The 12,673-nt window shown below is 69.7% G+C and carries 11 protein-coding genes and 1 tRNA gene; 5 read left to right on the top strand and 7 right to left on the bottom strand.

The annotated features are described in order from the left end of the window. The first annotated feature begins 50 nt into the window (after nt 1-50). Nucleotides 51-124, top strand: a tRNA-Pro gene (locus OG386_RS09575). 200 nt (nt 125-324) lie between these two features. Here the strand turns inward: OG386_RS09575 and OG386_RS09570 are convergent. Together OG386_RS09570 and OG386_RS09565 are read right to left on the bottom strand one after the other, a co-directional pair. Further along, nucleotides 325-495: a hypothetical protein gene (locus OG386_RS09570; protein ID WP_328787745.1), complete on the bottom strand. Its 171-nt coding sequence runs from the start codon at nt 493-495 to the stop codon at nt 325-327. An 849-nt stretch (nt 496-1,344) separates the two neighbouring features. Further along, a complete protein-coding gene (locus OG386_RS09565) occupies nt 1,345-2,319 on the bottom strand; it encodes a LuxR C-terminal-related transcriptional regulator (RefSeq protein ID WP_328787744.1) in 975 nt (324 codons plus the stop codon). A 315-nt stretch (nt 2,320-2,634) separates the two neighbouring features. Here OG386_RS09565 and OG386_RS09560 point away from each other — a divergent pair, with 315 nt between their 5' ends. After that, nucleotides 2,635-2,796: a hypothetical protein gene (locus OG386_RS09560; RefSeq protein ID WP_328787743.1), complete on the top strand. Its 162-nt coding sequence runs from the start codon at nt 2,635-2,637 to the stop codon at nt 2,794-2,796. Nucleotides 2,797-2,803: 7 nt separating this feature from the next. Next, complete coding sequence (locus tag OG386_RS09555) at nt 2,804-3,139, top strand: hypothetical protein (RefSeq protein ID WP_328787742.1); 336 nt, start codon at nt 2,804-2,806, stop codon at nt 3,137-3,139. 172 nt (nt 3,140-3,311) lie between these two features. On the opposite strand, the gene OG386_RS09550 is transcribed toward OG386_RS09555, so the two are convergent. Beyond that, on the bottom strand, nt 3,312-3,722 hold the full coding sequence (locus OG386_RS09550; protein WP_328787741.1) for a hypothetical protein: 411 nt from the start codon (nt 3,720-3,722) through the stop codon (nt 3,312-3,314). 34 nt (nt 3,723-3,756) lie between these two features. Here OG386_RS09550 and OG386_RS09545 point away from each other — a divergent pair, with 34 nt between their 5' ends. Further along, nucleotides 3,757-4,251 carry a hypothetical protein gene (locus tag OG386_RS09545; protein ID WP_328787740.1) on the top strand — a complete coding sequence of 165 codons (495 nt, stop codon included), beginning with the start codon at nt 3,757-3,759 and terminating at the stop codon, nt 4,249-4,251. A gap of 33 nt (nt 4,252-4,284) precedes the next feature. Continuing rightward, on the top strand, nt 4,285-5,820 hold the full coding sequence (locus tag OG386_RS09540; protein ID WP_328787739.1) for a hypothetical protein: 1,536 nt from the start codon (nt 4,285-4,287) through the stop codon (nt 5,818-5,820). Nucleotides 5,821-5,867: 47 nt separating this feature from the next. On the opposite strand, the gene OG386_RS09535 is transcribed toward OG386_RS09540, so the two are convergent. From OG386_RS09535 to OG386_RS09520, 4 genes are read right to left on the bottom strand one after another with little or no spacing between them, the layout of a single operon-like run. Further along, nucleotides 5,868-6,923: a hypothetical protein gene (locus OG386_RS09535; RefSeq protein WP_328787738.1), complete on the bottom strand. Its 1,056-nt coding sequence runs from the start codon at nt 6,921-6,923 to the stop codon at nt 5,868-5,870. Continuing rightward, nucleotides 6,920-8,818: a ferritin-like domain-containing protein gene (locus tag OG386_RS09530; protein WP_328787737.1), complete on the bottom strand. Its 1,899-nt coding sequence runs from the start codon at nt 8,816-8,818 to the stop codon at nt 6,920-6,922. The genes OG386_RS09535 and OG386_RS09530 overlap by 4 nt, the downstream gene beginning before the upstream one ends. 35 nt (nt 8,819-8,853) lie before the next feature. Further along, nucleotides 8,854-10,296, bottom strand: a complete 1,443-nt coding sequence (locus OG386_RS09525) for a radical SAM/SPASM domain-containing protein (RefSeq protein ID WP_328787736.1) — start codon at nt 10,294-10,296, stop codon at nt 8,854-8,856. Beyond that, nucleotides 10,293-11,729, bottom strand: coding sequence for a hypothetical protein (locus OG386_RS09520; protein ID WP_328787735.1), 1,437 nt, complete (start codon nt 11,727-11,729; stop codon nt 10,293-10,295). Before OG386_RS09520 ends, OG386_RS09525 begins: the two co-directional genes overlap by 4 nt. Between the last annotated feature and the right edge of the window lie 944 nt (nt 11,730-12,673).

Raw genomic sequence — 12,673 nt, 5'->3', positions numbered from 1 at the left:
TGTTCTGCATGTGCCGCCGAGCAGGGGGAAACCCCAGGTCGCAGGCACAACGGGACGTGGCGCAGCTTGGTAGCGCACTTGACTGGGGGTCAAGGGGTCGCAGGTTCAAATCCTGTCGTCCCGACTAGAGGTTCGCCTCGTGGTCGCATCTCGGAGCCCTGTCTCACTTCGGTGAGGCAGGGCTCTTGTGCTCTCTCTGGGCCTGTCGTGTCACTTTCCCTCACAGACGCTGACGATCACGCCGCACCGGCCAGCAGCTCGCCAAGCTTGTCCGAGTCGACCTTGACCTTGCGCATGTCGGCCTTTAAGGGGCAGCCCAGCTCGTCAACGACCACCTCCCCCCAGCGAATCCTGCACCCCTCGGCGGGTCGCTCCGGCAATGAGGGTCAGCAGCATCACGCCGAACAAACGGTCACCTTTCATCGCCTCGATGAGCGCTTTGACTTCAGCCTCGTCCCAAGGGTCTTCGCCCTGCGGCAGCTTGCCGCCGAACATCTCGATGCGAGCGTTCTCGGTGCTGATGTGAGAAACGCCAGAGTCAGGGAACGCATCGAGACCGAGGAAAGCCTTCTCAGAGCCTTGAAAGGCCGCTGGTGCCGTCTTGGGGACTGTCTTCCCGTCGAATGGAGATCTTGCTCGTTCTCCCGTATGAGGGCGGATGTGATGTGAGTGGGGAGTCAGAGCGTGACATGTGCGCAAATGCGGGACGCGCCCCAAGAGGTGGACTATCGTCCACCCAGTTTCCCGCCTTGAGTACCCTGCCCACCACCAGAATGAACTCCTGCAGTTACAGCGGATTGAGCTGTATTTGCGGCCGCTCTAATCCCAAAGTACGCCGAAGTCATCGCAGTTATTGCGGTAAATGCGCTGGTGAGAATGGCTACGGCCTCGGAGCCTGTCTTGATGTGTAGTGCAACCAGAATCGCGGCTAGCGCGATGCCGATATCACCGAAGAGTACGACGAGAAGACCAGCCTAGGCCCGAGTGGTTTGAATCGCTTTGTTGTCGTTGCTGTTCGGCATTGCGATCCTCCAGTGCCACTAGTAGCGGTCGTAATGTTTGCTTTAGGGCACCCCGTGAAGTTACAACGCGTCACTTCCAGGTTTACACGGCGACACCAAGCGCACATCTCGGCGATGGTGTTCATGAAACTCGGACCGTTGAAATGGGCACTAAGCTGGCTCTTCAGTCCGTGCCGGAATGGAGTGTGCGGGATAGGTTCTGGTGCCCCTCAAGGGATGCAGTGCGACCGGGGCCGCCGAAGTCCTGGATGGCCATCGCTCGAGTGGGGGAGCCCTGCGCGCCAATGAGTGCCCGTGCCGGGACGAGGCTGGCGGGTTCGGGCTACAGCCAGCCCCGTTGGGCGGCCTTGAGGCCCGCTTCGAAGCGGCTGGTGGCGCCGAGGCGTTCCATGATCGAGGCCATGTGGCGGCTGACGGTGCGTGACGAGATGCCGAGGCGTTGGCCGGCGGCGTCGTCGGTGAGGCCGCCGGCCAGTAGGCGCAGGAGTTGGCGTTCGGTGTCGGTCAGGCCGGTCGCGGGATCGTCGGACCTCAGGGCGCCGAGCGGGACGGCGGTGGCCCAGGCCTGGTCGAAGAGGTCGAGGAGGGCGGTGACGAGGCCGGGTTCCGTGACGTGCAGGGCACCCTTGCGGGTGTCGGCGGGATCGATGGGGACCAGTGCGTGGGCCCGGTCGAAGATGACGAGGCGCTGGGGGAGGACGGGGGCGGTGCGCACCTCGCTGCCGCGGCTGAGGAGCCAGTGGGCGTGGGCGGTGGTGTGCGGGTCGTTGCGGGTGGTGTCCTGGTAGAGGGTCTTCATGACGACCCCGCGCGCCAGCGGTTCCTCGTCGGCGGCCCGTGCCGCCGCGAGGTCCTCGGGGCGGTGGCTGGCGCCGGGGTGGACGCCCAGGCACTCCTGCCCCATGCCGTGGGCCAGTTGCTCGATGCGGCGCTGGATGGCGTCCATCCCCAGGAGGCGTTCGCCGTGGGTGGCGCGGGAGCCGGCGCGTTCGGCGACCAGGCGTGTGACGGCCGCCCGGGAGGCGGCGAGCTGGGCCTGACGGGTGGCCAGGTCCGCTTCTTGGCGGGCGAGCATGTCCGCCAGGCCGACATCGGGGGAGACGGCACGCATGTGGCCGGGGTGGTCGGCGGAGGCCCGCACCAGCATCAGGCGCGCGAGTTCGTCCAGGCAGTCGTGGACCTGGGCGGGGGAGGCCCCGCACAGTTCGGCCAGCCGAGCGACACCGTGGTCGGCATGGTCGAGCATGGCCTGGTAGACCCTGCTTCCGAGCACACTTAGGCCCAGCGCTTCCAGCATCGTGCTCCCCCCCGGGTTTGGCGTCCGAACCGTCTGCGGTCCGCACGCGCACCGCATCTTCGCACTTCGGGCACCAACCCTTCAAGATCTTTTAACCCATTGATTTGACGTGGTCATGACAGTACGTCCGGAGGGTGCCAGGCGAGTTGACGACAGTCGCAGGTTCTTCCCGGGCAGCCCATCCACCGGCGAAGCTGTTCATCGCCGGCAGGGAACACCCCGCCGGCCACGAGAAGGCACCGGAACGAGCGTCAACCGCGGGACGTGAAACCGGCACCGATCCACCGTCATATCTCTAGCGAAGGACCGAACGCCATGCCCCGCACCCGTCTCCGTCTGGCCACCGCGATCGCCGCCCTCGCCGCCGGAGTCATCGCCCTGCTGCCCGTCGCGGCCGGCGGAGCCCACGGCACTGCCACTGCCGCGACGGCGACCGGCGTCACCACCTTCCCCGCCAATAACGCGCAATGGGGATAGACGCGGGATGGACTGCGTCTACACCAGCCTGCGACGCCGCCCGGAGGCGCCGCCCGCACCGGCAGGCGAGGTAGCCGAGGTCCTCGGCATCCTGTGGGCGCACGCCACGCCGAAGGACGGCCTGGAGCACATCTCCGGCTCCCTCGACAGCGATCGGGTCGATCTCCTCCTGTACTTCCTTTCGCCCGATCCGACCTCGCCCGCAGCCCACGGCCCGCTGCACCGGGCTGCCGCACTGCTCGCCCGTGGCCACCAGAGGTCTCCCACGCTGCAGCGGCGCTACCTGCCGCCCGCCGGGGCGCCGGGTCCGCAAGCCGACGGCCCGCGACGCGCGACGGCCTGACCGGCCGCCACACCCGCCTTGCCGAATCGCGCCGCCGGCAGATCCGGTGGCCGCGGCTCCTCCGCGCCATCTGCTGCCCGCATGCCAGGCCGGCGTGCTCCTGCGCCGCCCACTGCGCCAGTCGCGCATGGGCCGGCCAGGACCCTCACCCACGCTTTCCCGCTTTTAGGAGTCAGTTCGCCATGCCAGCCATCAAGTTCTCCATACGAGGTTCCCGACGGGCTGCAGCGGTGACGGCCGGCGCCGTCCTCAGCGCCGGTGCGCTGGGCCTGGCGATGTTGGGCAGTGGTACGCACACGCTGGCCACGGACCAGGTCAAGGCGACCGCCCCGGTGACGGCGCCGGCCGTCGACATGTCGTCTGCGTCTGCGTCTACGTCTGCGACGCCGCCGAAGCCGCCGACGCCCGTGCCGAGCGCGTCGCCCGGGGCGCCGAGCGCCGCTGCGACGCCGAGCGCTGCCGGGTCGCCGGCGAAGCGCCCCACGGGGAAGCCCGCTGCCCCATCGGGCAACTCCGGGACGGCGTCGCCCGCACTCGACCCCGCGACCAGCGCCAAGGTCCCGTCCGACCTCGCTGCCGTCACCGCCCAGTCGTGGACCGCGCGTACCCCGGGGCCGGTGCGCCCGATCACCGGGCACGACATCGCGCTGAACGAGTGCGCGAGCGTACGCGGCGCCGCGACCTGGCAGCAGCAGCCGTACCTGAGCAGCGGTGGCAACTCCGCAGTGCTGGAGATCTACACCTTCGGTACCGAGGCCGCAGCCGGCGCCGCGTACGAGGGGGTCCGCTCCGGCATGAGCTCATGCCAGGCCACGTCCAGGGCTCTGCAGAGCGCGAACCGCCTCAAGGCCGATGCTGTCGCGCGGCAGACCGCCACCGCCACGGACGCTGTGGCGTTCGAACGCACCTGGACCGGGGTCCAGGGCATCTCGGCTCCCGGCGCGCAGACCAACCACCTCTACCTCGCGGCGCACGGCACGCGGGTGCTGGTCCTGCACTTCGACGAACTGGCCGGGGGATCTCCGGCGGCCGCTCCGTACGACGTGCAGCAGGACCCGAACGTGCTGTCGCTGCTCACGAACTTGCTGGCCAGCCCGGCCGGCACCCGCTGATTCGCTCAACACGCAGACCACCGAAGGAAAACAATGTCTTCCACACCCAAGAAGCGGGGCGTCGCCGCCTTCGCGGCCGCATCGTTGCTCGGCGCGATGGCCGCGCTGATACCAACCGGCAACGCCTTCGCCGGAACCGTTCCCATAGGCCCCGCCACCTCGAGCGGAAGCCTCGGTCCGGCCCTCGGCAGCCCGATCACCCAGGAGCAGATCATCACCCGGGCGCACGACTGGATCAACAACGCCGTTCCGTACAGCATGTATGACGCTTGGAAGGACAGCGCGGTCGGCGGCCCGTACCGCGCGGACTGCTCCGGCTTCATCTCCATGGCGTGGGGCCTGAAGGACAGCCTGGTCACCCAGACCCTCCCGGACGTCTCGATCGTCACCGCCACCAACGTCATCGGCTATACCGGCCTGCAGCCGGGCGACGCACTGGACTTCACCAAGGAACACGTCGTGCTGTTCGACTCCTGGATCGACAAGTCCGCCGGGACGTTCTACTACGACGCCGAACACCGCCCCGGCACGGTGGCTGACCAGCGGCAGGGCAGCGTCTACGCGAGCACGCTCGACGGCCACGCGCTCACCACCTACGAGGCCCTGCGCTACAAGAACGTCGTCGCCGGTTCGTCCGGCGCTGTGAAGTCGCCGGTGTCGATGGATGCGGGTGCGACGCATGTGGCGTTCGTGGACGGTAATGGGAATGTTGCGAATAGCTGGGTGAGCAACGGTGCTTGGCAGGGTCCGTCGGGGATCGGTGGTAAGGCTCGGGCGGATTCGCCGGTGGTCTTGAATGCCAATGCCGATCATGCGTTCTTCATCGATGCCGATGGCAATGTGATGAACGATTGGGTGAGCAACGGGGCTTGGCAGGGTCCGTCTGCGATCGGTGGGAAGGCGCGGCCGGGTTCGCCGATCGCGACCAATGCGGCGGGCACGATGGTGGCGTTCGTCGACACGAACGGGAACCTGGTCAATGACTGGGTGAGTAATGGTGCGTGGCAGGGTCCGTCGGGTATGGGTGGTCAGCCGCGTGGGGATTCGCCGTTGGCGTTCAATGCGGCTGGTGATCACATCTTCTTCATCGACGGCAATGGCAGTGTTGCGAATGACTGGGTGAGCAATGGTGCGTGGCAGGGTCCGTCGGGGGTGGGTGGTAAGGCTCGGGCTGGTTCTGGTCTGGCCACTGATGCTTCGGGCACGCACGTTGCGTTCGTCGACACGAATGGGAACCTCGCCAATGACTGGGTGAGTAATGGTGCGTGGCAGGGTCCGTCGGGTATGGGTGGTCAGCCGCGTGGGGATTCGCCGTTGGCGTTCAATGCGGCTGGTGATCACATCTTCTTCATCGACGGTGACGGCAGTGTTGCGAATGACTGGGTGAGTAACGGTGCGTGGCAGGGTCCGTCGGGGGTTGGTGGTAAGGCTCGGGCTGGTTCTGGTCTGGCCACTGATGCTTCGGGCACGCACGTTGCGTTCGTCGACACGAACGGGAGCCTCGCCAATGACTGGGTGAGCAACGGTGCGTGGCAGGGTCCGTCCGGCCTCGGCGGCACCAGCCGCTGACCCGGGGATGGGAAGGGCCTTGTTCCACTTCGGTGGAGCAAGGCCTTTCACTGCGTGAAGGGGGCGCCGGGCCATCCGCAAGCGGTGAGCTCGTCTTGCCAGGAGGGGGCCGGGAACGCCTGGGGGTAGAGCCGGGCGCAGGTGGTCAGGTGCTCCTGGAACGCGGTCCGCAGACGGGCGGCGTAGTACGCGCAGAGCAGGTCGGGGGGTGTGGCGGCTGCCGCTGATCCGATGAGGGCCGCCGCCAGGATGGCCGTACGCAGGGCCTGCGCCGTGCCGGTGCCGCTGAGCGGGTCGTAGCGGATGGCGCCCGCGCCGATTAGGAGCGTGCCCGGGGTGCAGGTGCTCGGGGCCGTGGCCGGGAGGAGGTGCAGGCGGGGGGCGGCGGGCAGCGCCACCGCGGTCTCGGGCGGGTGCGAGAGGCGTGGGGCCAGTTCGGATGTGGCGAGGAGCCGTCCGAGCAGCTCGGCGGGGCGCGCGACGGGGCCCGGAACCATCGCCTGGAGCAGGGCGCGGCCGTTGCCGAGCGGGGTGAGGTGGAGCCAGGCGAGGTCGGTGCGGTCGAGGCGGGCCGTGGTGGCGTCCTGGCCCGGGGCGAGCGGGGCCTCGCCCGCCAGCAGGTGCCGGCGGCCGGCGGTCCAGTGCTCGCCGGGGTGTCCTGTCGGCGGTTCGGCCGTGACCGTCCAGTGCGGCGGGCCGGCGGGATCGGGTTCGGGCTCGGGATCGGGGTCGGGATCGGGTTCGGGATCGGGTTCGGCGGGTTCGCGTTCGGGGCGGGCGGTGTCGGGGTGATGGGCGCAGAGCCGGTCGAGGAGTCGGCGGCACAGCAGGGCGCCGTCCAAGACCACCGCCGGGTGAGCGAGGGGCGGATCGGGAGGTCCCGGGGCCCAGCGGACGTGGCGGTGGGTCAGCCGGTGGCCGTCGGCCGGCGACGCGACGCCCCAGAGGGACCGCAGGAGGGCGAGGGTGTCGTCGCCCAGCAGCAGTGGGCGGGGACCGTACGAGGGGCGGCGGGGCCGGAGCCGGACCCGGTGGCCGCGCGAGGCGAGCAGCCAGGCGCAGGTGAGTTCGGCCAGTCCGGATCCGGCGATGGTGACGGTCACGGCGTGAGGGCGTCGATCAGCGCCTGCATGTCGGCCCGGTGGCGGGTCATCATGGCACCGAGGGCGGGTCCGTCCAGTGAGCTGATGGTCTGCTGCAACGTCATGGCGGACCGTGCGGCGGCCAGGGTGGCCTGACCGTTGCCGAGCGGCCCGGGCCCGTTGAAGCGGGGGGCGACCCCGCGCGCTGCCAGCAGGTGGTTGACCTCGTGGAAGTTGGCCATCGCCTGCCGGGAATGTTCGATCTCGATCCCGCCCGATGTGTCGCCGCCGCCCAGGCTGTCCTTCAGCGTGCCCAGCAGCACGGCGTAGTTCAGGTCGCCGAGTTCGAGCAGTCGCTGGTCCAGCGGATCGGTTGGGTCCTGCGTCAGTGTCCTCAGGTACTCGGTCTCGCTGAATCCGGCGAGGTGTGCCTTGACCTTCTTAAACCGCTCGAAGTGGTCGACGCCCTCGTCGATGATCAGTTTGATGAGGTGCGAGAGCCGGTCGGCCTGGGGGTACGGATCTTCCTTCTCGTCCAGGATGGTTTGGTGCAGTCGGACGTACATCCCGTCGATGCCCTGGGGATTGAGATCGGCGCTGGTCTCCTCCACCTTGATGAACCAGTCCAGCTGGGCCTGATTGAGCGGTTCCAACCTGAACGTCGTCCGGGTCTCTTCCTGGATGACGAGCTCCTCGGTGGGCGGGTCGAGGACGATCGGCCGCCCCAGTACGCCGAGGATCTCGTTGACCCATCGGAGGTGCCGCATTTCGTCCTGTGCGACGGCGAACACCTCCTGGGCCGCCGCGAAGAACTTCCGTTCGGGTGCGTCCGCCTCCGTGGCCGGGTCGATTTCGCGCGGTGCGTTCAGCGAATAGTGCGCGTAGAGGTACTCCACGCACAGCGCGTGCTCGACGCGGGCGAGGTGCTCCAGCCTCTGCTCCACTTCGGGGCGGGTCTTCGGATCCAGCACGAGCGGGGCGGGGAGTCCGAGGCTGTCGTCCTCACGGCCGTTGAGTACGACGGGCAGCACGTTCCAGTTCGTGATCAGCGCCGGATGGTCGAGCTCCTGAGCATTGCGCGGGAAGTAGCTGGGCCCGTCCAGCTCTGGCGGGACAGCGGTGCGGTTGCTGCGCTGGAAGTTGAGGGGGTGGAACTTCCCGTCGTGGCTCGCGGAGATATCGGGTTTGGAGGCGGCCCAGTAGAAGCAGCCGCATTCGCGGAAGTCGTACTGCCAGGGTGCGCACAGGCTCCGGGTGAGGTCGCCCGGGAGGTACACCGCGGGGTCGATGACACCGTCTTCGGTGAGGTAGTCGGCCCGGTCAGCGACCAGGACGGCACTGGTCACCCTCCCGGCCGCGTCGCGCACGACCCTGCTCTCGTTCGCCATCCGCAAGGCGTTGAGGCTTCCGCCGGGCACTCCTGATTCGCCCGGGGAGATCCGGCCAGGCCTCGGCCCGAGGCGGATCGCGATCCGGCCCGGCAGCAGATCGTGGACGAAGCGCCACATCGACATGCCGTCGAGGCGTCTGGCGGAGAGGACGGGGGCCTGCGCCTCCGACTGGTCCACGGCGGTCCGTCCGCATACCGCCCAGAGATGGAGCCGCCACGGCGACTGCTCCGTCACCTGCAGGTCTTCGCTCGTGAGGTCCGAAACGGTGGCGGCGCCTTCGGCGACGGCGATCACCCGCGATCCGCTGCCGTGGTGGAAGTCGACGGTCAGGCCGGGGAAGAAGCACTTGTCCAGGTTGCGCTGGTCGAATTCCAGGCCGGGGAAGCAGTTGTCGACACCGCTCTCCGGGCGGGAGCCGGCCGGGTTGCCGCGGACGACGTGGTCGGCGCGGGCCGTGAGGTTGCGGGCGAAGACCTTCCCGTGGGGTACGGGGAGGTCGACGCTTCCGGGAGTGGGGTCGTTCATGGCGGCTCCTTCGGCCGGATGGGGCGGAGGGCGGGTCAGCGGGCGAGGGCGGCCGGATCGGCCGGCAGGTCGGACACCGCCGTCTGCCGGAAGAACTCCGGTGCGGCCTCGCCGAGTTCGACGTAGGCGCGCAGGCAGAAGGCCAGCCAGCCGCGGATGTAGTCGCAGCCGGGCCGGCCGCGCCGGGTGACCTCGTGGTAGCAGCCGCCGCCGCACAGGTAGCGGGCCCAGCAGGACCGGCAGGGCTCGGCCCGGTCCACGTGGCGGGCCGCCAGATGGGCCGCTCTGGCGCCGTGGTCGGGTCCTTGGCTGAGCGAGCCCATGGCGAAGGCCGGATCGTCGACCAGCCGGTGGCAGGCGTAGAGGCCGCCCTCGGCGGAGGCGCTGAGGTATCCGGCGCCGGCGCCGCAGGGGTACGGGCGATGGCCGCCCGAGTGCAGTTCGTACATCGCGGTCTGGAAGTTGCCGAAGGGGTACCGGCGGCCCGCCGCCAACTCGCGCAGCGCCGTTTCCCCGCACTCGATCATCTGTTCAAGGAAGCCGGTGAAGGCGGCGGTGTCGATCTCGTACGCGGCGTCCGGGGCGCTGACCACGGCGGCGAAGCCGACCTCGTCGAAGCCGAGTCCGATGCCGTGCTCCAGGATGTCGATCAGCCGTCCGGTGTACGGGGTCACGCTGACGCGTGCCGAGAGGTGGCGCGGTCTTCCGTGCCGCTCCAGCACCTCCAGCCCGGCCCGCAGCCGGTCGTACGCGCTGCCCCCGCCCGGAGCCCGGCGCAGTGCGTCGTGGCCGGTCCGGTCGCCGTCCAGGCTGACGGCCACGGTGAACGGGTGGGCGGCGAACAGCTCCGCGTCCGCGGGCCGGACCGTGGTGAGGTTGGTGGTGAGCGCGAAGCGGACGGCGTGTCCGGCGGCGGCTCCGGCCCGGGTCGCGTACCTGACGACCTCGTGCACCAGGTCGCGGGCGAGCAGTGGTTCACCGCCCATGAAACCGACGACGACGCCGGCTCCGGGCGCGGCCTCCGCGAGGAGCCGGTCCACGGCGGCGAACGCGGTCTCGCGGGGCATGGTCCGGGCGGAGCCGCCGAACCGGCCCTCGTCGGCGTAGCAGTGGCCGCAGCTGAGGTTGCAGGCCTGCATCACGTTGAGCGAGAGGGAGGACAGGGGTGGCACCTCGGCCGGGGTGCCGTCGATCCGGGGGCCCGGGAGGCCCTCCCCGCCCCACATCGGCAGGCCGAGTTCCGCGGCCAGGGCGGCGTCCTGCGCGGGGTCCCGGGAGGCCGCCTGCCAAGCGTCCAAGCGGTCCGCGGCCGCCTCCGGGAGGTCGTAGATCCGGCTGCCGTCGGCGACGAACAGGTGGGCCCCGTGGGCGCTGCGGAACACCTTGGCCTCGGCTCCGAGTCCGAGCGGTCCGGCTCCGGCGTCGGACCGCGGTTCGCGCTCCGGCGGGCGGCGGCCGATCTGCAGCAGTACGCTCACGTCCCCTCCTCGACCGTGGCCCGCAGCGAGTTGGCCCAGGTCACCAGCAGGTCGTACTGGCGGCGGGTCAGGTGCATGGGCAAGCCGTCGGACCCCCGCACCGCGACCGGCATCCGGCGGTCGAAGTAGTCCGGCTCCGCGTACGGATTCCTGATGAACCGTTCGATGAGGTCCGGCTGTTCGCGGAGCATGTCTTCCAGGACCTCCAGCGCCACGAAACGGCGGTGTTTGCGCCGGCCCCGTTCGGTCAGCGGCAGTCGGACGCCGTCCAGGGCCTCCGGTACCGGGAACATGCGGTCAGGCTCTTCCGGCGGCAGGCCGAGGGACTCGTTCTCGCTGACGGCGCGCTCGTTCTGGGCATCCACGTTGACGGCGTCCATGGCTTCCAGGACGCGTTCGAACAGGTCCCGTACCTCGAGCGCCGTCAGCTTCGGATTCTTGGTGACGTACGTGGGATCCCCGACCTCCGCACGGCTCACCCGGTCCTTGAGACCGTCGGCCAGCGAGGTGAAGGGTCTGCGGTCGGGTGCGAAATCGGGCGGCGTGACGACGACCCGCGCGCGGGCGGTCAGCCCGCCGACCTCGACCGTGACCAGGCCGTCGCAGACGTCGTCCACGAGACCGAACGAGACCCCGCCGTCAATGTTCTCGGCCGCCCCGGCGAACAGGCCGCCGGGCACGGTCCGCGGATCGCCCGCGCCGGTGAAGGAGCACCAGGGGGAGTTCGGCGAGAGGATCAGCCTTTCGGCGGGCAGGGGATACCTGTTGGTGCGCCGGAGGAGGTTCGTGGGCCCGTAGACCAGGCCCGCGGCGGGGGTGAAGCGCAGTCGCAGCTCGGGGAAGGCCGCGCTCGGCCGCGGGATCTGGACGGAGCCGAGGGGTACGTACTGTCCTTGCGGTACCAGGCGCTGGGCGGCCCCCTGGGGAGAACGTCCCCGCAGGGGGTGCCGGGTGTGCTGGTTGCCCAGGAGCTTGGCCTTGGCCTCGATGCGGTCGCCGAGTGCGCCGGTGCAGTGGTGTGCCTTGAGGTTGGCGACCTCCACCGTCCATTGCACGTCGCCGGGTTCCAGGTCGAAGGCGTCCAGCACCTCGGTGGTGATCGCTCCGGAATCGGGCTGTCCGTCGATGGTCCAACTGCCGTGGACCTCGAAGAAGGGGCAGATGGGTCGGAACACTTGGGCGGAGTTCGCGGCGGGCTCGGCGTTTTCGGAGTGCACGGCGTCCTTGAACCGCACCCGGTTCCCCTGGGGCCGTGTTTCCGTCAGGGTGCCGTCCTCAGCCACGTGGAGCGAGGGTTCGGGCAGGACGACGGTCTTGCCGGTGCCCCGGGGACTGAGGTCGCTGTCGCCGTAGCGGTAGTTCTCGCAGGGTTCGGGGGACGGGCCCAGCCGGGCGAAGGCCAGGGGCGGGTAGAGCCAGATCTTCTCGATCACCGTGAGTCTCCGTTCTCGTCGCAATGATCGGAATGATCGGAATGATCGGAGGGATCGGAAGGAAGCAACGCGGTCACGCGAAGACCTCGGATCCTGGGGAGGGGGCGGCAGCCCTCGGCGTGGCAGATGCCGTCTTGGAGGGTGGTCATCGCCGACCTCGGGGGTCGACCGCGGGACCTGATACCTCGGTCAGCGCATCGGGCCGAATTCCAGCCGTCGGGCCGACCCCTGCTGGCCGCTCCCGGAGGCGAACTGCCGGACGGAGGCCCCGAGCGGGTCGGCGAAGGGGACCGTCGGCCCTTTGCAGGGCGTTGACGGCGTCGAGCGAACCGCGCGGGTCCCCCCGGACACCGGCCCCGGTCAGGTCGGCTGCTTCCCGTGGTCGGTCGTCCGGCGGGCGAAGGCCACCCGCCGTTGCGCGGGCGGCAGCAGCTTCGGGCCGGCGACCTCGGGTCCGTACGGTTTCTGCCGGGCGGCCGTGTTGCCGAACCGGGGAGCGGGGTGCCGGAGGGCGGTCGAACTCGGTGTCGATCACCGCGTGCCGGCAGTTGCGGAGGTCGGGGTTCAGGTCGTCGGCGAATCCGGGTGCGGAGAACGTTGGAGACATGACGGCGCCTCCCGGTGGGTCGCGCGACCCACAGGTGGATGGACGCGAACGGGATCGTGACGCAGAGTATAGGAATGAACACGCTAAGTCATCGAAGTCGCGCCCGAGGGTGTCGGGGCGGGGTCGCATGGCGGGGCCCGGTCCCGTGCGGCGGGACGCCGATGGGCGCAAGCCGCGTCGTCACGGTACGGGCCACCGTCCCGGCCCGGGGCTGGACCTCGCGGCCGCCGGCCGGGAGGCGCCCCCGGTGTGCTGGTGACCACCCGGCCCCCGGCGGCCGGAGATCACGCCTGCGCCGTCGACGGGGGATCGCACAGGGCCTTCGCGGGCTCCCCGT

Source organism: Streptomyces sp. NBC_00273, assembly GCF_036178145.1.
Lineage (GTDB): Bacteria > Actinomycetota > Actinomycetes > Streptomycetales > Streptomycetaceae > Streptomyces.
Note: the sequence above shows the minus strand (reverse complement) of the source record. Positions and strands in the feature narration are given on the sequence as shown.